Genomic DNA, 19,915 nt, shown 5'->3' on the forward strand with positions numbered 1-19,915 from the left:
GCCCGCCCCGCGCTCAGACCACGCGGTTGAAATGCTCCACCAGGGGCGGCGCTGCAAAGAAGGGGCCGACGATGGCGCGCCATGCCGTGAACAGCGGCCCGCCACGGAAGTGCACTGTATGGTCCTCCAGCGTGGCCCATTCGATCTGCAGCACATAGCGCTCGGGCGATTCAACGCAGTGCTCCACGCGGGATGCGAGGTAACCCTGCGCTTGGGCGATCACGGTGGTCAGGCCCTTTTGAATGGCTGCTTCAAAGGCCTCTTGCTGGCCGGGGTGAATGCGGATATCGGCGATTTCAAGAATCATGGGGGCTTTCAGGGTTCAGGGGTTGTGGATTGGATCAGGGTGTATGACTCAAGAGCCGCTGCCGCACCAGGGGGTGCCACAAGCGGCCATCGCGCAGGGGCGTGGCCTCAGGCAGGTCAGGGTTTTTCAGTATGAGCCAGCGGCGCTGGCTCAGTTGCGAGTGCCGCAATTGCGGGCCCACCCATTGCTCGAACATGGCGTCAAAGCTGCCGTCGGCCAGCACCATGTCCCACGCCGCCCGCAGCCGTTGCGCGAGGGCCGGTTGCTGCGGGCTGACGAAGAAGTAGTAGGCAGACGGGTAGGCAATCAGCCAGGTGTCCAGCACGGTCAAATCGGGCAGCGCATCCACAATGGGATAGACCTCGACGGCACCCAGTGGAAAAACGTCGATACGTTGGCGCTTGAGCATTTCAGGGAAGGTGCTCAGGCGCGGTAGGCGCTCCACGTGCCAGCCGTTGCTGCTCAAGATATGGGCATCCGGCCAATCGCTGACCTGGCCGACGCTCAGCCGTTTGCGAAGCTCCGCCTCATCGTCAAGGTGGCTGAGTTCGTCTAATTCTGCGTGGCGCGACTTCAGCACCACCGGCAGGCGAACGCCCAACAGGCCGCGATACAGACAGGCTCGAACCGGAATGGATTGCGCCTCGCGCTCGCGCGAGGTCATGGAGCTGAGAATGCTCACCGAGCCACTTGCCAACTCCAGAAACGCGCGTTTTTGCGTCACCACCGGGCTGGCCTGCAGGCGGTAGGGTCCGTGGGTGGCAACGGTCTTGTCCAGCAGCAGGGTCAGCACGGCCAACTCGTAGCTGATGACGGTGGCGTTTTGCTGCTGCGAGAACGAGTGCTTCACCAACAACGGCTCGGTGGCCGCTTCCGCCTGGGCCGCGGTGAGGGGCAGGCAGAACTGCAAGGCCAGCCAGCAGGAAAGGGTCAGGTGCATGCCGTGTCCCAAGGCGAAGCGCATGACAAGATGCGGCCCGTGGGGCGCTTTGCCCTGACGCAATGTCGGCTGCATTTCCATGTCTTGAACGTGTCGGTGTGAGTGTGCGGGTTGAAGCAAATCTGTTGCTGCTGGTTTGATTGTGCGATGTAAATCCGTTCGCAGTTGCAAACAAACGGGACAACAACCATGCCGATAAACACTAATTCGACCGATCGGTCGAAACTGAGATACTGCAACGCTTCACAAGGAGACTGCGGTGGAAACGTTGCAACTGTCGGTCAGTGCGCACGGTGTGGCGCACTTGACCATGAATCGACCGGAGGTGTTCAACGCTTTCGATGAAACCATGATTGCTGAGTTGGGCCAAGCCATTGCGCAATGCAGCGCGAACCCGCAGGTGCGTGTGGTGGTGCTGGCCGGTGCGGGCAAGGTGTTCAGCGCCGGGGCCGATGTGCAGTGGATGAAGCGCGCGGCCCAGGCCACACAGGCCTGGAATGAGCAGGACGCCCGCAGTTTTGCCGAAACCTTGTCGCAACTGGCCGCGTGTTCAAAGCCCACGATTGCGCGGGTACACGGCCTGGCCTTGGGCGGCGGCGTGGGCTTGGTGGCGGCCTGTGATGTGGCTGTGGCCAGCACGGAGACCCGGCTGGCGGTGAGTGAGGCGCGGCTGGGCATTCTGCCCGCGGTCATTGGCCCGCATTTGATCAACGCGGTGGGTTTGCGCCAGGCTCGGCGATTGGCCTTGACGGCCAGCCGCATCACCGCTGCCGACGCCTTGGCCATGGGGCTGCTGCACGAGGTGGTTGCGATTGACGCCCTGGACACTGCGGTGCAACGGTGGGTGGATGAACTGCTGCTCAGCGGCCCGCAGGCGCAGGCTGAAATCAAGCGCCTGTTCGGGCAGTTGGCGCCAGGCCCCTTGACTGCCGAGGTGCGTGAGTTGACCGCACAAACCATCGCGCGGGTGCGCGTGGGGGGTGAAGCACGGGAAGGGTTCGCCGCCTTTCTGGACAAACGTGCGCCCGCCTGGGCGCCTTCAATATCCACATCGATATCGACAAAGTGAGCGCAACCGTGACAGAGACTCAAACAAGTTCGTGGCGCATTGCCCAACAGCCGGCTGAGCGGACGAAAGTGGCCGTGATTGGCGCGGGGGTGATGGGGGCAGGCATTGCGCAAGTGGCGGCGCAGGCCGGCCACCCGGTGGCGCTGATGGATGTGCGGGACGGGGCCGCGCAGGCCGCCGTGGCGCAGATCGCCAAGGGGCTCGCTGGCCTGGTGGACAAGGGTCGCATGACCGCCCAGCAGCGTGACGCGTTACTTGAGCGCATCAGCCCGGCCTCTCAAATGAGCGAGTTGGCGGACGCCGCCCTGGTGATCGAGGTGATCGTTGAACGGCTGGAACCTAAGCGTGAACTGCTGCAAGCCCTGGACGCCTTGTTGCCGCCGGATGCGCTGATTGCCAGCAACACCTCGTCGATCAGCATCACGGCGCTGGCCAACGGCATGGCGACACCCGGCCGTTTGGTGGGCATGCATTTTTTCAATCCGGTGCCGCAGATGAAGCTGGTGGAGGTGGTGTCGGGGGCTGAAACCCGACCCGACGTGGCGCACGCCATCGAGGCCCTGGCGCGCCTTTGGGGCAAGACGCCGGTGCACGCGCGCTCAACGCCTGGTTTCATCGTCAACCGGATTGCTCGCCCTTACTACGCTGAATCCTTGAGTCTGCTGCAAGAGCAGGCAGGCACCCCGGCGCAATTGGATCGCGCTTTGCGTGGCGCGGGATTTCGCATGGGCCCATGCGAGTTGATGGACTTGATTGGGCATGACACCAACTTTCTCGTGACGCAATCGGTGTTCAACGCCAACTATGGCGACCGGCGTTTTGTGCCCTCGCTGGTGCAGCAGGCCCTGGTGGACGGTGGACGGCTGGGGCGCAAGGTCGGCAAGGGGTTTTATGGCGCAGACCTTGCCGAGGCTGGCGCGGCGGAGCCCATCGCCCCCGGTCTTGAGAGCCTGCCGCCCGTAAGCCTGGTCGGCCAGGGGCCGCTGCTGGACGGCTTGGGTCGTTGGCTGACGCACAAGGGGGTTGATTTCACGCGGCATGAGGCAGTCGCCGCGGTCGGGGGGGCTCACTGGACCGGTTTGCTGGTGGGCGACGTGCGGGTTCCGCTGACTTGCGGGCGCACGGCGGCGCAGTGGGCGCATGAGTCCGGGCACGCGGACTGGGTGGTGATGGATTGGCCCGTGGCGCCTGATCGGGTGGAGGCCCTCGCCGTAGCTTGCGCGCCGCAGCTGAGTGCGTTAGGCCGTGCGCAGATGGCCGCGCTTTGGCAAGCCTTGGGCTGGGTTCCACTGACCTTGCGCGATGTGCCGGGCTTGGTGGTGGCGCGCACGGTGGCCATGCTGGTCAACGAGGGCGCAGACGCGGTCTGGCAAGGGGTGTGTGACGCGGCGGGCGCTGATCTGGCTATGAAGCTCGGGGTGAACTACCCGTCAGGCCCCTTTGAATGGCTGGCCCAACTGGGCGCCGTGCCGATTGTTGAATTGCTGGAGCGCTTGTTTGAGACCTATCGCAGCGAGCGTTACCGCATCAGCCCCCTGATCCAGATGCGGCGTTGGGGCGCTGCCTGATCAAGGCCTGAGGGTTGGAGGGCTTGTTGAGGGCGTACTGATGGGCGTTTGATGGGCGTAAGGACGCGCTCAGAGCAGCATTCGCAAATGCGCCTGCGCCTGCAGCAGCGGTGGCAGGCACTGCGCCACCAGCTGCTCCATGCTCAGGCGCGAGGCGTGGGTGCTGATGTTCATCGCGGCCACCACCTCACCCTTGTAATTGTGCAGGGGGACGGCCAGCGTGCGCAGGCCCAGCTCAAGCTCCTGATCGATGCAGGCGTAGCCGAGTGAGCGGGCCCGTGCGACTTCTTGCCGCAGGCGCTGGGGGTCGGTGATGGTGTGGGGCGTACAGGCTTGCAAGGCTTGGCTTTGAATCCATGCATCGGCTTGTTCCGGTGGCAATGCGGCCAGCAAAACCCGCCCGTTGCCTGAGCAGTGGGCGGCCACACGGGCGCCGGGTTGCAGGCTCGGGGAGACCGTGCGGCCGGCACTGGTGGCGGCAATACAGATGACGTCGCCGCCGTCCAGCACGCCAGCGGCACTGGCTTCTTTCAAGGCAAAAGCCAGTTTGTGCAATTCGGGCTCGACGATGCGCGGCAGCCTTGCCGAGTGCATATAGCTCTGGCCCAGGCGCAGCACGCGCGGGGTCAGGGCAAACATTTTGCGGTCTTGCGACACAAAGCCCAGATGCGTCAGGGTCAGCAGGTAGCGCCGCGCCGCAGCGCGGGTGAGGCCGGTGCGTACCGCCACTTCGCTGATGGTCAGGCGGGGGCGTTCCTGGTCGAAGGCTTCAATCACCGCCAGACCTTTTTCCAGGCCGGCCACCAAGTCTCGCTTGAGTGGCCCGGGTGCTGGCATTTCGGCCACAGGATGGGCACCGGCGTTTGGCGCGGCGGCAAGGGTGGGGTCTTCAATAACGTGGGCAGCAGACATGGCGGGGCCGAGAGCGGCGCACCGACAAACGGCGGCACGCGAGTCAAAGAACCTGACTATAAAAGTCAGGTTGGTGCCCGTCTGTATAGATTCCGTAATCAAGGGCGGCTATCGCACGCGACCGCCCCTGTTTGGTGCTGCGCGGCAAGACCCGGCGCGCTGAGGGCCGTGGCTGCCGCCTTGCAACGAGCCGTTACCGAACCCGCTCAATGATCAAGGCAATGCCTTGCCCCACCCCGATGCACATGGTGCACAGGGCGTAGCGCCCCCCGCTCTGCTCCAACTGATTCAGCGCCGTGGTGACCAGGCGGGCGCCGCTGGCGCCAAGGGGGTGCCCCAGCGCAATGGCGCCGCCGTTGGGGTTGACGCGGGGGTCATCGTCCGCCAGGCCCAATTGCCGGAGTACGGCCAGGCCTTGGGCGGCAAAGGCTTCATTGAGTTCGATCACATCCATCTGCGCCAGTGTCAACCCCGTCAGTGCCAGCACGCGTTGGCTGGCGGGCGCCGGGCCGATGCCCATGAGCCGCGGTGCGACGCCGGCGGTGCTCATGCCCACAACACGGGCGCGTGGCGTGAGGCCGTGCCGCAAGGCCGCCGCCTCACTCGCCAGAAGCAGCGCGCAGGCGCCGTCGTTGACACCCGAGGCATTGCCTGCCGTCACGCTGCCGCCCGGTTTGACGATGCTTTTGAGCTTGGCCAGGGCCTCCAGGCTGGTGGCGCGCGGATGTTCGTCGCGATCGACGATCAGGGGATCGCCCTTTTTCTGGGGCACGCTGACCGGCACGATTTCACGCGCGAAAAAACCGCTGGCCTGGGCCGCCACGGCACGCTGCTGGCTGGCCAGCGCCATGCGGTCCTGGGCCTCGCGTTCGATGCCGAATTCGGCGGCGACGTTTTCGGCGGTTTCGGGCATGGAGTCCACGCCGTACTGGTCACGCATCAGCGGGTTGACGAAGCGCCAGCCGATGGTGGTGTCGTAGATGGCGTTGCTGCGGGAGAAGGCGCTGTCTGCCTTGGGCATGACGAAGGGCGCCCGGCTCATGCTTTCCACGCCACCGGCGAGCATCAATTCAGCTTCACCGGCCCGAATCGCCCGGGCCGCCGAGCCCACGGCGTCCAGCCCCGATCCGCACAAGCGATTCAGCGTCACACCGGGCACCGTGAGCGGCAAACCCGCCAGCAAGGCTGACATTCGCGCCACATTTCGGTTGTCTTCGCCGGCTTGGTTGGCGCAGCCGTACAGCACGTCATCTACCGCCGCCCAGTCGACACCGGGATGGCGATGCATGAGGGCCCGCAGGGGAATTGCGCCCAAATCATCCGCACGGATGGAAGACAAGGCACCGCCGTAACGGCCAAAAGGCGTGCGAATGGCATCGCAGATGAAAGCGTCGGACATGGCTGATTTTTTGGGGCGGGGTGAAACACCCGGCCCGAGCTTTGTTGGGGAAGAATGCAGAGCTTGCCAGCTTCCCCTTCAGCGTCAATGGCGGCAGGATCAGTATGTGGGACAAAAAATGTTCATTTAATGAACTTTTGTTCTAGTTGCGAACATTTTGCAGGTAAGTGGCGTGCATTGGGGATGGCTTGAGCGGCCGCGTGGCGTGAGAATTTCCACATCCTTGTGGATAAAAAGCGCGCTTTGCGTGGAAAGGCGCTTGGCGGCTTAAGTTTTGGCAAGCGCTTGCCGATGCTGGACCTGAGGGCGCCTCAATGAACCGGCGTAGAGAGAATATGAAGGACAGAACGACCGATCCCTTGATCGATGTGAGTCAGTTGAAAGTGGGCATGTTCATTCACCTGGATCTCGGGTGGATGGCCCATCCCTTTCCACTCAGCAGCTTCAAGTTGGGCTCTGAGGATCAGCTGCAGATACTTCGTCGCCTCGGTTTGACGCAGGTGCGTTGGAGTCCCGGCCGCAGCGATTTGCTGGCCGATGCCACGCCTTTGCCGCCTACGCCCGTCGAAGTGGCTGTGCCCGAGGCGCCGTCTGCTGAGGCGTTGGCGCTGGAGGCGCACCGCAAGGCCCTGGAAGCGCAAAACGCTGCCTTGAACCTCTGCGAGCGTCAGTACGGCGAGGCGGCGCAAAGTTTTCGCGACATGATGGATCTGGTTCCGCGAGACCCCACCTGCGCCAAAGACCAGTCCTTGGCCTTGACCAATGCCTTGCTGGACAAGATGCTGGTGGAGGGCGATCTCAATATCCGGCTCTTGAATGAAGGGGCAGGCGACCGTGGCACCGCGCACGCCTTGAACGTCTCCATCATCTCGCTGCTGCTGGGTCGGGCTTTTGGCCTGGGGCGCGCTGAATTGCTGGATCTGGGCGTGGGTGCGATCTTGCACGATGTGGGCAAGATCGACCTGCTGCCCCGCCTGCGCAACCGCGACGAAAGCTTTTCCGCCGTTGAGATGCAGGCCTACCAAGGCCACGTGGCCAAGGGGGTCGCCATCGCGCAAAGCATGGGCTTGCCGCCGGGGCCTTTGCTCGTGATTGCCCAGCACCATGAAAATGCTGATGGCAGCGGCTTTCCGCAGCGCATCAATATGGACAAGATGAGCGCGGCTGCGCGCATCGTGGCCCTGGTGAATCGGTTTGACGGGCTGTGCAACCCCTTGTTGGCCTCCAAGGCCATGACGCCGCATGAGGCTTTGTCGCTCATGTTCGCCCAGGGGCGCAATCGCTTTGACGCCACCATGTTGAATGCCTTTATCCGCATGATGGGTGTCTACCCGCCTGGTTCTGCAGTACAACTGACCGACGATCGGTATGCGCTGGTGGTGGCTGTCAATTCGTCCCGGCCCCTGAAGCCGCGGGTGATGGTTCACGATGTCAAGGTACCCCGCGAAGAGGCCTTGATTTTGAATCTGGAAGACCAACCTGATTTGGGCATCCGACGCAGTCTGAAGGCACAGCAGTTGCCGCGGGCGTCACTGGACTATCTCAGCCCCCGAACGCGTGTTGCCTATTTCTTCGAGGCCTTGGGTGAGGGCAGCGGCCAGAAGGATCTTGCTGCGTGAACGTGTTCAGCCTTCAGGTACCGACGTCGAGCCCGGAGTGCCATGCGCACCTCCAGGCTTATACGGCCTTGCTTGAAGGCATGTTGGAAGCTGCTTGGCTGGTCGACGGGCGCAGCCGCAATATTCTTGCGGTCAATGCCGCAGCCGTTCAGCTGCTGGGTTATGCGGCTGAGGCTTTGGTGGGGCAAATCGTCGACAGCCTGGCGCAGACGCCTGAAGACGCCATGTTCTGGATGGAGGCCGCTGCGGACACCGAGTCCACCCTCAACTCCGACACCCTCATGCGCCATGCCGACGGGCGCATGCTGTGGGTGACCCGGCGGGTGAGTTTTGTGGCGCTGTCGGGCCCGCGTGGCAAGCAAGACGGATTTTGGATGGTGGTCATGCGCGACCAAACGCGCCAGCGTCAAAGCGAGGACGAACGTGAATCCCTGGTGGCTGAATTGCAAGCCACGCTTGAGTCCACCGCCGACGGCATATTGGTGATGGACTTGGCAGGCCGCATGCGCGCCTTCAATCGACGCTTTGCGACCTTGTGGGGCATTCCCGCTGATCTGCTGCGTGAACGTGATGACGAGGCCGTGCAGCTTTGGATGCGGCGCAGCGTCATGGACAACGGCAGCTATGCGCAGCGCTTGAGCGCCATACAAGATGCGCCGCTGATGCAGAGCAGCGACATCATCAAGTTGGCCGATGGCCGGGTGCTGGAACGGGTGTCCTTGCCGCAGCTCACCAAAGGGCGGCCCATCGGGCGGGTGTATTCTTTCCGCGATCTGAGCGAAAAGCTCGCCGCCAGCCAGCGGATTGAAGAGTTGGCCCATTCTGACCTGCTCACCGGCCTGCCGAATCGCCGCGCCCTGGCCGAGCGCATTGAATACATGAAGGCCGTGGCCCGGCGCGAGAACAATGTTTTTGCACTGTTGGTCGTGGACCTCGACCGCTTTCAGCAGATCAATGAAACCCTGGGTCACACCTATGGCGACCGCGTGCTCAAAGAGGTGGGGGAGCGGCTCAAAGACAGCCTGCGCGAGGTGGACTCGGTCGCCAGGATTGGCGGCGACCAGTTCTCGTTGCTGATTCATCAGGCCGATGCGCGCGGCGCAGAAAACGCAGCGCGTCGGATCCAGGAAACCATGTCCCGGCCCTTCAACTTCGACACGCTGAGTTTTACCGTTACGTGCAGCACCGGCATTGCGCTGTTTCCGGGGGACGGCAGCAGTGCCGATGAACTGATGGCCAGTGCCGAGCGGGCCATGCATTGGGTGAAGGAGAGCGGCCGCGGCACTTTCCACTTCCACCGCCCGCGCAAAGACGTGGATCTGCTGTCGCGCATGCGGTTGGATCACGCCATGCGCCAAGCTCTGCAGGAGCGGCAGTTTCGCCTGCAATATCAGCCGCAAATCGACTTGCGTACGGGGCAGGTGATTGGCGCCGAGGCCTTGATTCGCTGGCGTGATCCCTTGCGAGGCGATATTTCGCCGGCTGAATTCATTCCGGTGGCCGAAGAAAGCGGCTTCGTTGTTGCCATTGGCGACTGGGTGCTGCAGCAAGCGGTTGAGCAAGCAGCGATCTGGTTGCGCAAGGGCCGGCGCATGCCGGTTGCCGTGAATGTTTCGGCCTTGCAGTTTCAACAAGACAGCTTCGCTAGCACGGTGGCCAGCGCCCTGCGCGCGTCGGGCTTGCCGCCTGACTTGCTGGAGCTTGAGCTCACCGAAGGCGTGTTGCTCGGCGATGCCGAAGAGGCGTTACACCGCATGCAAGCCCTGGCGGCGCTGGGGGTGTGCATGTCGATTGATGACTTTGGCACCGGCTATTCCAGCTTGGCGTATCTGAAGCGCTTTCCGATCCAACGCCTGAAGATCGACCGCAGCTTCATCAAGGGCCTGCCGGGTGACGCCAGTGACGCGGGCATCGTCCATGCCATCGTGCAGATGGGCCAGGCGCTGCGCCTGCACGTGATTGCTGAAGGCGTGGAAACCGAGGCGCAGCGGGAGTTTCTGGCGCGCGCCGGATGCGACGAGTTTCAGGGCTTTCTCTTCGCGCCCTCCCTGGAGCCCCAGGTCTTTGAAGAGCGCGTATGGCCCGCCTCGCGCTGGGTTTCGCCGGGCCGTGTGACGCTCCCCTTTGTTGGTGGGATTCACCGCTGATTCTCCCGCCGGGTTCGCCTTTTCGGCACCTGCGGTCTGCGTGACGGGCGAATATCAGTGGCCGGCACCAAGCAAGCACAATGCGAGTGCTGACAGTTCTGAACCCCCGGTTTCAAGGAGACTCGCGTGCTGTACAAATTCAAATCCAAGGCTGGCGCCGATGTGATCATGCTCGGTCCCCAGGGCGATCAAGTGCTTCGCCTGATCGGCAAAACGCCTGCGCCTCAAGGCATTGTGGCCGTGGCCGAGCAGGCCGCAGCCATTGCGGCATTGGCGCAGGCGGTTGACGCGGACGAAGCTCAGTTTGCGGCGGCCGTGGCCGAGGCCGTTGCAGCGGGCGAGCCACCGCCCAGGCGGGCCGAGGTCAGCCTGAAGCAGCGTGCCTGGCCGTTTCTGGAGTTGCTGCGCTACTCACTGAAGGCCGACAACGATGTGGTCTGGGGAGTCTGAGCCCATGCCGCTGGACCACACAACGCGCATCCTGGCCATCCGCCACGGAGAAACGGCCTGGAATCGCGAAACCCGGCTCCAGGGCCATTTGGACATTCCGCTCAATACGCAGGGCGTGGCCCAGGCGCGGCAGTTGGCGCTCGCCTTGAAAGACGAGTCGGTGGCCGCCGTGTACGCCAGCGATTTGCAGCGTGCCCGCCAGACGGCTGAAGCCATAGCCGACGAAAAAGGCCTGCCGCTGCAACTGGAGCCGCGCTTGCGGGAGCGGGCTTTTGGTTGCTTTGAAGGCCTGACTTGGCAGGAAATCGCTGAGCGCTGGCCCGCGCAAAGCGAGGCTTGGCGCCGCCGGGACCCCACTTTCGGTGCCGAGGGCGGAGAAGTGCTGCAGGACTTTTATGCCCGTAGCGTGAAAGCCGTGACCGAACTGGCGCGTGCGCATCCGGGCCAGACCATCGTGGTGGTGAGCCATGGCGGCGTGATGGACTGCCTGCACCGCGCCGGCATGCGCCTGTCGTTGACCGCCTCCCGCAGTTGGAAGCTGGGCAACGCGGCCATCAACCGGCTGCTGTACTCGCCCGAAGGATTCAGTGTCGTGGGCTGGAACGACGAGTCGCATCTTGAACATCTGGCCGGGTTTGATCGCCCGCTGGACGAGATCAAGGAGCGGTCGGCTTGATTTTTTCGCGCCCGTTTTGCCGCGTGGCGAAGGGCCACCGGAATGCAAGTGCTGAAATTCACCAGCGCGTGTATAGCTGATAAGTGTTGCAATTTCGCGTCGAACAATTTCCTCGCCGACTTTGCACTTCTATACTCGCTCCACATTGCGTAGCAGGACTGGACTGTGTCTGGTCTCCAACTCAACTCACAAAGGTAAACGATGAAAAAGATCGCTCTCGTGGCAGCTCTGGCAGCCGTTGCAGCTCCCGCATTTGCACAAAGCTCGGTGACCCTGTGGGGCCGTATCAACACTTCGGTTGAAAGCCAGAAGACCGGCGACGCCGACCGCGTTGTGGCCGTGCAAAACAACTCTTCGCGTCTGGGTTTCAAGGGCAATGAAGACCTGGGCGGCGGCTTGAAAGCCAGCTTCATGCTGGAGCATGGCCTGAACTCCGACGACGGCAAGCAAACCAGCACCGCTTTCTGGAATCGTGAAGCTGCTGTGCAGTTGAGCGGCGCTTTCGGTGCCATCAAGGCCGGTCTGTGGTTCAACGGTTCGTACTTCGCCACGGCTGACTATGTGTCCATGCACAACCATGACACCGGCACCTCGTCTGACGCCTTGTACTCTGGCATCGGCTGGACGACTGGCAACAAGGTGGGCTACTTCCTGCCCAACATCGGCGGCCTGACCGGTGAGTTCTCCGTGCACGCCGGCGAAGGCGCCAAGGTCGGCACCAGTGTTGAAAAGCACGCCTATGACGCAGCCCTGAACTACGACATGGGCCCTCTGCACCTGGGCGCTGGCTACAGCAGCCAAGGCGATGGCAGCCAGTACGCCGTGCGCGGCCTGTATGAGCTGGGCGCCTTCACTTTCGGTGGCTACTACCAGCGTGAAGAAACCGGCAACGGCTACAAGGCACGTGACATTGGCCGCGTGTCCGCCATGTACACCCTGGGCGCTTCCGAGTTCCACATCAACGTCGGTGGCACCACCTCTGGCGGCAATGGCAGCTTCATGACCAATGGCGCCAAGCAGTACACCCTGGCCTACAACTACAACCTGAGCAAGCGTACCAAGGTCTACGCTTTCTACACGGCTGTGGACAGCACGGCTGATCACCACGTTGGTGACTTCGACTCCCTGGCTGTGGGCATTCGCCACAACTTCTGAGATCGACGCAACTCCCAGTCCTTCGGGGCTGTTGCGGATCAAAAAAAGCGGCTCTCGGGCCGCTTTTTTTTTGAGAAAAATTGCCACGGCTGCAGGGGTGATGCCTGCATGGCAAGCAGATTCACCTCAGCAATTCAGGCGTTTGAACAGCAAGGCGGTGTTGTGCAGGCGGCCTTCGGCGCAGGTTGAATGAGCCGGAATTTCACCCGCCCGTTGCCAGTCGAGGTGGGTGTATACCGCTTCGGCTTGTGAGCCAGCCGGTGTTTCCAAGACCAGCAATTGGCGCCCTGAGGTCTGGGCTGTGCATTCAAGCCGTGTCATCAACCGGCTGGCCACGCCGCGCCCCCGAGACTGGCTGTGCACCATCAGCCCGCGTACCTCGCCACGATGGTGCGCATTGAGCAGTGGGCACATGGCCAGTTGCACGGTACCGTGCAGGCGTGGCGTTTGGCCGGTCTCCGGTCCGACATGCCCTTCGTCGTCGACCGCAATCCACAGCGACAAATAGGGGCCCAGTTGTGCCAACACGCCCCGCCAGTAATCTTCGGCTGCACCGCGTGACAAGGGGGCCAAAAATCCCAAGCTGGCACCCCGATGCACGCTGTCGATCAGCACATCGCACAAAGGACCCAGCCAGTGGCTGTCGTTCGCCCCGAGTTTGATCAGTCGCAGAGCCAACGCAGGGATGCGTGCCGGGGTGGCCCGGCTGGCGCGCTCGGCGACGGTCAGGCTGACGGTGGATGAAGACGGTGCAGCCGGCAGGAAACCTGGGGCGTAGGTGGCGGCGGCAGTGCGCGTGAATCGGAGCATGGCGGCAGGCAGGGAAAGCGCCCCTTGTGGGGACAATGCGTGGATGGTACGCAAGGCTTGTGCCAGCTGCCGCGGCGTCAAATCTCCAGACCAGGTTCTGCGTACAGTTGACCGCGGCCGGCATGTTTGGCTTCGTAGACGGCGGTCTCGGCTCGGCGCATCAGATCCTGGATGTGGCGGTCGCCGTGGCGTAGTTTGGCCCATCCTGCGCTGAAATTCAGCTCGAACCCGAGCTCGGAAACCGCCCGGCGTGCCAGCGTCTCACGCATGCGCTTGTCCAGGGCTTGCGGGCCTTGCGACTCGCAGCGCGCCATCAGCACGCCAAACTCCTCGCCGCCGATGCGTCCGGCCAAGTCGCCCAGGCGCATTTGCGTTTGCAGGCAACTGCCGAACAAGGCCAGAGCCTTGTTGCCGGCTTCCATGCCGTGCGTGGCGTTGATGGCAGCGAGGTGGTCGATGTCGAGAATCATCAGGGCCAAAGGCTCCCGGTGACGGCGCGCCATCGAGATCATGTCTACGGTGCGGGCCGCAAAGGCGCGGGCGTCAACCAGGCCGGTGAGGCCATCGGTCTGCGCCAGGTGCGCGAGCTCTTGTTCCGTCTCGCCACGCCATGCCAGGATCAAACCGAGCAGGGTGGTCGTGAGCGCCCATTGCAGGCTGAGTGCCAACACGCTGTTGATGGTCGCGGGCATCAAGAGGCTGCGCAATTGGGGATCTAGCAAGCCCATGCCACCACGCAGCAGGCTCAGCAGACCAACCGGAACGACGGCGCAGAGCAGCAGTGCGCGCCAGCGGCGATTGTCCAGGGCGTGTGGTGCATTGGGGCCGGATTTGGCTGGGCGGTCAAGGGTGAGGCTTTGTCGGGCGGGCGCGACCAAATTCAAGATGATCAGCGCCAACTGCAGGCTCAGCCACCCGTGCGCCCACGCCACGCGGAAGGTGCTGTCCTCGAATTGCAGGGCGTAGACCAAGGGCATCAAGAGCGGCGCGAGGATCAACAACACGCGACCCGGTTGCGGCCCCAGCCACAGGCGCAAGGCCCACCACAGCAGACTCAGGCTGGCGCTGAAAGCCAGCATGGACAGGCTCATCAGCAGGCGCCCAGCGCCCCCTTCGGCATTGGCCAGCATCAGCCACCCCATGGCCTGCAGACCCAAAAAACCCACCGCTCGCCGTGTCGCGGCACTGGCATGGCGGCCTGTCAAAACCAGCATCAGTACAGCCGCTGTCAGTGCTTGAAGCAGCAGCAGTTTGAAGAGGGTGGGGTTGTCAAAGGACATTGCGAAGGCTGTTTGGAGCGTGGTGGCTGGATGTTTGGCCAGGGGTTTGGACGTGTTCGGCGGTGCTCTGGCGGTGTTGTCTTGCAGTGGCCGGCTTTGTGGATTCTCTACTGGAAGGCCACTTCGGCAAAGCTGCGCAGCTTTCGGCTGTGCAACTGACCCAAGGGGTTGGCGCGCAGCAGTTCAAGCGCGCGCAGGCCGATGCGCAGATGCTGGTCGACACGCGCCCGATAGAACTGATCGGCCATGCCCGGCAATTTGATCTCGCCGTGCAGGGGCTTGTCGCTGACACAGAGCAAGGTGCCATAAGGCACGCGGAAGCGGAAGCCGTTGGCAGCAATGGTGGCGCTCTCCATGTCCAGCGCGATGGCGCGACTTTGGCTGAAGCGTCGCTCGGGGCCGCCATGGCGGTCGTTGGGCAATAGCTCCCAGTTGCGGTTGTCCGTCGAGGCCACGGTGCCGGTGCGCAAAATGCGTTTCAACTCGAAACCGCTGAGTTGGGTGACATCGGCCACGGCTTGTTCGAGCGCGACTTGTACTTCCGCCAGGGGCGGAATGGGGACCCAAAGCGGCAGTTCTTCGTCCAGCACATGGTCCTCTCGCACATAGGCATGTGCGAGCACATAGTCGCCCAACTGCTGGCTATTGCGCAGGCCCGCGCAATGCCCCAGCATCAGCCAGGCATGGGGGCGCAGTACAGCGACGTGATCGCTCATGGTCTTGGCGTTGGCGGGGCCGACACCGATATTGATCAGGGTGATGCCACTGCCGTCTTTTCTGACCAGGTGATAGGCTGGCATCTGCGGCAGACGCGGGGGCAGGGCGCCCAGGGCATCAGCGGGTTCGGGGGCGCAGCCTGTCCGTCGGGTGACGACGTTACCGGGTTCGACAAAGGCAATGCAGTCGTCGAACTCACTGGCCTGCGCGGGGTCGGGGGCGCTGGCCATCAACTCACGTGCCATCCGCACGAACTCATCGATGTAGAACTGGTAGTTGGTGAAAAGCACGAAATTCTGAAAGTACTCGGCCTGGGTGCCGGTGTAGTGGCGCAAGCGGTGCAGTGAGTAGTCCACCCGCGGCGCCGTGAAGAGGGACAGCGGCTGCGCCGCGCCGGGGGGCAGGTCTTGGGTGCCGTTGGCAATGCCGTCGTCCATGGCGGCGAGGTCGGGCAAATCAAACAGATCACGCAGGCACCGCCGCCGCTCCGGCGGCAAGGAGCCTTCGAAGTGTTCATGCTCGCCCAGGGCAAAGTGCAGGGGAATGGGTTGGTTGCTGGACCCCACCTCCAGTGTCACGCCGTGGTTGCGGATCAGCAAATCAAACTGGGCCTTGAAGTAATCTGCAAACAGATCGGGGCGGGTCAAGGTGGTTTCATAGGTGCCGGGGCCGGCCACAAAGCCAAAGGCCAAACGAGAATCCGCACGGTCAACCGTGCCGCAGCGAAGCCGGACGAAGGGGTAGCAGGCTCGCACCGGCCCGCTCAAGGCTTCTCCAGCCACAAAGCGTTGCAAGGCCTTGCGCAGATGTGTCACGCTGGTCGCATAGATCTGTTGGGCATGAGCCAGCGCCGCCGCCGGGTCGTTGAAATGCTGGGGTGCGAAAAACGGTGGGGTGAAGCTCATGCGGCGGGGTTCTCGGTTCGACCGGTTCGACCGATTTGTCGGGGCGCCGGTTGCGGGTGAATGTTCAGCGTACCCCAGGCCAGATAGACCGCATCCGACAGGTGGTGCTCAATCTGCAAATCATCAACCTGCGCTTGCAGCAACTGCCAGGGGCAATCCAGGCCTTGCAACGACGCGACCGAGTAAAAGGCCGCAGCCATCACCCACATATTGGTGGCCCAGGCCCAGGGCGGCGCCCAACGCAGGCCGGTGGCTACGAGCGTGGCGCCCGGCCGCAGATGATGGCTGAGATGGCGCAGGGCCTCAGGGTCTTGCAAGATGTCGTGGGTGAAGTGGAAGAGCGCGGCATCAGCCCGCAAATCCGGCGCCAGGTCGGCCTGCGCCACCGGCGTGCTCATCAGGTCGATATTGCGCCAACCCTGGTCGGCCACCCGTTGCCGGGCATGTGCCAGCATGGCGGGGCATTGCTCAATGCCAATGATGCGGCCTGTCGGCCCCACGGCTTCGCGCAGCAGAGGCAGCGACAAGCCGGTGCCGCAGCCGAGGTCGAGCACCGTCAGGCCGGCACGCAGATTCAGGTGCTCAACGGCCAGGCGCCGCAGGGGCTCAAACGGCTGCAACTCCCAGTCGTAATGCCCCGCGCGAAACTGATACAGGGTTTCAGTCGACGGTGGTCCCAAGGACTTGGCCGGGGTGGTGTGAAGGCGTGGCATGAGCGTCACTCGGCGGGCAGATGCTGTTCTATGCGGCGATCCGGGATCAGCCACAGGGCAGCCACGCCGGCATACAGCCCGATGGCAAGTGCGACGTTCAAGGTACTCAGGCCGATGGCCAGCGCATAGATCACCACCGAGATGCGGCCTTTGAAATCCCGCCCAATGGCCTTGGCCAAGGTGGAGTTGGGGCCCTGCGCATGCAAGAGCGTGCGCACGAGGATGTAGTAGGCCACGCCCGCCATCAACAAGACCAGACCGTACAGTGCAACAGGCAAAGGGTGCCAGTGGTTTTCGCCCATCCATCCGGTGACAAAAGGCACCAGCGACAGCCAGAACAACAAATGCAGATTGGCCCACAGCGCCGCACCCGAAATCTGCTTGGCTGCATGCAACAGGTGGTGATGGTTGTTCCAGTAGATGCCCACATGCACAAAACTCAGCACATAGCTCAGGAACACCGGCAGCAAAGGGGACAGGGCCGCGACGTTGTCACCCTGCGGGACTTTGATCTCCAGAACCATGATGGTGATGATGATCGCGATCACACCATCGCTGAAGGCTTCCAGCCGTCCTTTTCCCATGGTTGCCGCTGTCATATCGGGGGCCTGCTGCAGGTAGTCTGTCTGGCCGGCACTTTACGCGATGCAGGCCCCCCGGGATTTGACCCGTGTTGCTTTCGGGTGCTACGGTCTACATTCCGGCGTGCAAGCGCGTGTGCAGGCGTTCGGCCAAGCTCAGTGCACTGCCGCCATTGACCGCATGCTTGTAGCCCAGGCGTTGCACCAGGCCCAGCGCCAATTCGGCCCGGGCCCCCGTGGCGCAATAAATTACCAACGGGACCTCATGGTCGGGTGAGAGCAGATGAATCTGTTCTTCCAGGCGAACCAGGGGCAGGCAGTGCGCACCGCTCAAATGACCCGCCATGAATTCACCATAACTTCGAACATCAATGTACAGAGCATTCTCGGGAAGCACCTGCGCCTTGCGGCTTTGCTGTGCCGTTTCGTGCTCAGGGTGTTCCGGCTCTGGGGGGCTGTCGTAGGCCGTGGGATAGGACTCCATTGGGAGCAGGCTCATGTTCCAGTTCATGGTGACCTCCTAACGCACCAAATAGTGGTGCGATGCGCAGACCGTCTTTTGTACTGCAGTTCCGCCCGCATGGCGAGTGCTGATTGCACCCGGAACTCGCCGCCATTCCAGCGATAAATCAAGTTAGGCCGGCGTACACTGAAAAAAATGCCCCTGAAAATCGCGGTACGACACCATGCAGCAAAAAATATATTGGGGACTTGCTCGGCACTGCATTGTTGGCCTGACCATGGGCTTTGCGGCGCTGGGTGCCTGGGCGCAGACACGGACACTGACGCCTGTGCCCGCACCCGTGCAGGCGTCTGGCGCGACCGGTGACGATTTGATCTGGTCCGTGATCCATTACCCCCCAACGGCCATCTTGAGCGGTACGCAAGAGGGGCAAGGGTTTACTGACAAAGCACGCAAGTTGTTCATGAAGTCCCTGCCTCAATACCACCATGTGGTGATTGAGGCCAATTACGCACGTTTGCAAATGGAGTTGCGCAGCCGGCCCAATGTTTGCAGCCCAGCCATCCTGCGTTTGCCCGAGCGTGAAGCCTTCATGCTGTTCAGCGACCCCTACCTATCGGCGATGCCTTACCTGGCCATTTCCTTGCGGGGGCGCGATGAGTTGGGTGCATTCAAGACCGCTTCGGGCCAACTCCGATTGCCCGATCTTTTGGCGGATGGCCGTTTCCGTGTAGGCGTGCCGGGTGGCCGCTCCTTGGGGTCCAACTACGACAAGATGCTCAAAGCGGCCCCGGCGAACGGCAGCCTGGTGGTTCGGCATGGCAACCCCGGCGTTGCCGGCTTGCTGCGCATGTTGCTGGACCGCAAGGTCGATCTGATCATCGGCTTTCCCACCGAGCTCAATTACGCTGCGGGCGAAATGGGGGTGACCATAGACCAACTGAGCCTGACCGCCGTGGCGGGTGGCGATGACGCGACGCCGCTGCGCGTAGGCTGTTCCAAATCAGAAACGGGCGAGCGTGTGATCCGGCGCGTTAACGAACTGATCAAGTCACAGCGTCGGGAGATCGAGGAGTACTACCTCGCCTGGCTGCCACCGGAGTTGGCTGCGGCGCGTCGCAAGGCCGGAGGGCAAGGTGATTGAGTAGGGCGAATTAATTCCACACTGCCCCAGTTTTTTACTGACCCCAGTTTTTTAGCGCCAGATGTAGGCCAGGCCGAGCAGCAGGTCGTAGCGGCTGCGTTGTTGCACCAGGGGACTGTCTTTGATGGCGTTGCTGAAGATGTCCATGCTGAACAGGCCACCAACCATCCATTGGGGGTTGATGCGATAGGTGCTCAGCACGCTTGGGGAGATCGACCAGGCGTGGCCGACGTTGTAGGCGGGCAAGGCAGTGCTGGCCTCGGCTGCCGAGACGCCGCCGAAGTAGTAGTTCGCCAGCTTGTCCTGGCGCCAGATGGCGGCCAGGCCGGGCATCACCATCCAGCCTTGCTGAACGACGGGTGCCGACCAACTGAACAAGACTTCGCTGCCACCGGTGCGCTGTGTGACGTCAGTGCTAACGCGTGCGGTCCACAGACCCACGCCGCTGAGCCAGGTGGCGCCCAGACCGGCCTCACCTTGCCAGCGGCGGGGTTTGAGCAGGGTCCACTGCGACTGGTCTTTGGGGTCCAGATTGCCGAGTCGCACGCGTGCGCGGCCAAAAAATGACACCGGCCCGGCATGGGCAAAGGTGTAGAAGGCGCGATCCCCCAGGTACATGAAGTCGCTACCGATGTAGAGGGCGCCCGGAATCGGCGTGCTGGTGTTATTGCCGTCGCGGTAGGGAGAACTGCCGGTGTAGCCCGCAGCGCCCACCCACCAGCCTGCCGGAATGGGGGAGGTTTCGCTATTGCTCAAGATGGCTTGCACGCCTTGCAGGTCTTCGGCGCTGGCGGGCGTCATGCCTTGCAGGCCGATCAAGCCGATCACGCCCACCAAGTCCAGCAGTCTTGCGGCCCAAAGTGGGCGATGGCTGTGCCCGAGCCGCCGCGACCTTCGAGGTGCCGGGCCTGTGCCGGTGTTGGGCTTGCAGGCGGACGTCTTGTCGATGAGAGCGGCGGCATGTGTCATCGGAAAAGAATAGCATGCAGCCTGTTCGGCGGATGCTGCTTCGGCTGCTTCAGCCGCCACCGCAGCGCTTTGAGTCCACTCCTGAAATGGC

The 19,915-nt window shown here is 62.9% G+C and carries 19 protein-coding genes; 8 read left to right on the forward strand and 11 right to left on the reverse strand.

Annotated features, from left to right (window positions below; genetic code table 11):
- Positions 1-13: 13 nt before the first annotated feature.
- On the reverse strand, positions 14-307 hold the full coding sequence (locus PRZ01_RS05745; protein WP_273595811.1) for an antibiotic biosynthesis monooxygenase family protein: 294 nt from the start codon (positions 305-307) through the stop codon (positions 14-16).
- 34 nt (positions 308-341) lie between these two features.
- Positions 342-1,247, reverse strand: coding sequence for a type 2 periplasmic-binding domain-containing protein (locus PRZ01_RS05750; RefSeq protein ID WP_273595812.1), 906 nt, complete (start codon positions 1,245-1,247; stop codon positions 342-344).
- A 259-nt stretch (positions 1,248-1,506) separates the two neighbouring features.
- Between PRZ01_RS05750 and PRZ01_RS05755 the strand changes: the two genes are divergently transcribed.
- Positions 1,507-2,316, forward strand: coding sequence for an enoyl-CoA hydratase-related protein (locus tag PRZ01_RS05755; RefSeq protein WP_273595813.1), 810 nt, complete (start codon positions 1,507-1,509; stop codon positions 2,314-2,316).
- Between the two features lie 8 nt (positions 2,317-2,324).
- The gene (locus PRZ01_RS05760) at positions 2,325-3,884 is read left to right on the forward strand and encodes a 3-hydroxyacyl-CoA dehydrogenase (protein WP_273595814.1); all 1,560 of its coding nucleotides are present in this window, start codon (positions 2,325-2,327) and stop codon (positions 3,882-3,884) included.
- Positions 3,885-3,953: 69 nt separating this feature from the next.
- Here PRZ01_RS05760 and PRZ01_RS05765 read toward each other — a convergent pair whose 3' ends face one another.
- Entirely contained in the window at positions 3,954-4,721 is a 768-nt protein-coding gene (locus PRZ01_RS05765) for an IclR family transcriptional regulator domain-containing protein (protein WP_273595915.1), read from the reverse strand.
- Between the two features lie 268 nt (positions 4,722-4,989).
- Positions 4,990-6,195, reverse strand: coding sequence for a 3-oxoadipyl-CoA thiolase (gene pcaF / locus PRZ01_RS05770; RefSeq protein ID WP_273595815.1), 1,206 nt, complete (start codon positions 6,193-6,195; stop codon positions 4,990-4,992).
- A gap of 335 nt (positions 6,196-6,530) precedes the next feature.
- Between pcaF and PRZ01_RS05775 the strand changes: the two genes are divergently transcribed.
- The 5 genes from PRZ01_RS05775 (at position 6,531) to PRZ01_RS05795 (ending at position 12,242) form a co-directional block, all read left to right on the forward strand.
- The gene (locus PRZ01_RS05775; RefSeq protein WP_273595816.1) at positions 6,531-7,814 is read left to right on the forward strand and encodes an HD-GYP domain-containing protein; all 1,284 of its coding nucleotides are present in this window, start codon (positions 6,531-6,533) and stop codon (positions 7,812-7,814) included.
- Complete coding sequence (locus PRZ01_RS05780) at positions 7,811-9,961, forward strand: putative bifunctional diguanylate cyclase/phosphodiesterase (protein WP_273595817.1); 2,151 nt, start codon at positions 7,811-7,813, stop codon at positions 9,959-9,961. The genes PRZ01_RS05775 and PRZ01_RS05780 overlap by 4 nt, the downstream gene beginning before the upstream one ends.
- 126 nt (positions 9,962-10,087) lie before the next feature.
- Positions 10,088-10,411, forward strand: a complete 324-nt coding sequence (locus PRZ01_RS05785) for a DUF1840 domain-containing protein (protein WP_273595818.1) — start codon at positions 10,088-10,090, stop codon at positions 10,409-10,411.
- 10 nt (positions 10,412-10,421) lie between these two features.
- Complete coding sequence (locus tag PRZ01_RS05790; RefSeq protein ID WP_273595916.1) at positions 10,422-11,087, forward strand: histidine phosphatase family protein; 666 nt, start codon at positions 10,422-10,424, stop codon at positions 11,085-11,087.
- Between the two features lie 201 nt (positions 11,088-11,288).
- Positions 11,289-12,242, forward strand: coding sequence for a porin (locus PRZ01_RS05795; RefSeq protein ID WP_273595819.1), 954 nt, complete (start codon positions 11,289-11,291; stop codon positions 12,240-12,242).
- 126 nt (positions 12,243-12,368) lie between these two features.
- Here PRZ01_RS05795 and PRZ01_RS05800 read toward each other — a convergent pair whose 3' ends face one another.
- The 6 genes from PRZ01_RS05800 to PRZ01_RS05825 all read right to left on the reverse strand — a co-directional run bounded on the left by PRZ01_RS05800 (position 12,369) and on the right by PRZ01_RS05825 (position 17,747).
- Complete coding sequence (locus PRZ01_RS05800) at positions 12,369-13,052, reverse strand: GNAT family N-acetyltransferase (protein WP_273595820.1); 684 nt, start codon at positions 13,050-13,052, stop codon at positions 12,369-12,371.
- A 77-nt stretch (positions 13,053-13,129) separates the two neighbouring features.
- The gene (locus PRZ01_RS05805; protein WP_273595821.1) at positions 13,130-14,332 is read right to left on the reverse strand and encodes a GGDEF domain-containing protein; all 1,203 of its coding nucleotides are present in this window, start codon (positions 14,330-14,332) and stop codon (positions 13,130-13,132) included.
- 107 nt (positions 14,333-14,439) lie between these two features.
- Complete coding sequence (locus tag PRZ01_RS05810; protein ID WP_273595822.1) at positions 14,440-15,954, reverse strand: AMP nucleosidase; 1,515 nt, start codon at positions 15,952-15,954, stop codon at positions 14,440-14,442.
- Entirely contained in the window at positions 15,951-16,667 is a 717-nt protein-coding gene (locus PRZ01_RS05815) for a class I SAM-dependent methyltransferase (protein ID WP_273595823.1), read from the reverse strand. The genes PRZ01_RS05810 and PRZ01_RS05815 overlap by 4 nt, the downstream gene beginning before the upstream one ends.
- A 5-nt stretch (positions 16,668-16,672) precedes the next feature.
- Positions 16,673-17,251: a TMEM175 family protein gene (locus PRZ01_RS05820; protein WP_273595824.1), complete on the reverse strand. Its 579-nt coding sequence runs from the start codon at positions 17,249-17,251 to the stop codon at positions 16,673-16,675.
- 109 nt (positions 17,252-17,360) lie between these two features.
- The gene (locus PRZ01_RS05825) at positions 17,361-17,747 is read right to left on the reverse strand and encodes a rhodanese-like domain-containing protein (RefSeq protein WP_273595825.1); all 387 of its coding nucleotides are present in this window, start codon (positions 17,745-17,747) and stop codon (positions 17,361-17,363) included.
- Positions 17,748-17,934: 187 nt separating this feature from the next.
- On the opposite strand from PRZ01_RS05825, the gene PRZ01_RS05830 reads away from it, so the two are divergent.
- Positions 17,935-18,855: a TIGR02285 family protein gene (locus tag PRZ01_RS05830; protein WP_273595826.1), complete on the forward strand. Its 921-nt coding sequence runs from the start codon at positions 17,935-17,937 to the stop codon at positions 18,853-18,855.
- Between the two features lie 51 nt (positions 18,856-18,906).
- Here the strand turns inward: PRZ01_RS05830 and PRZ01_RS05835 are convergent, their stop codons facing one another.
- Positions 18,907-19,824, reverse strand: a complete 918-nt coding sequence (locus PRZ01_RS05835; protein WP_273595827.1) for a MipA/OmpV family protein — start codon at positions 19,822-19,824, stop codon at positions 18,907-18,909.
- Positions 19,825-19,915: the final 91 nt, after the last annotated feature.

The organism is Roseateles koreensis, assembly GCF_028595305.1.
GTDB lineage: Bacteria > Pseudomonadota > Gammaproteobacteria > Burkholderiales > Burkholderiaceae_C > Paucibacter_A > Paucibacter_A koreensis.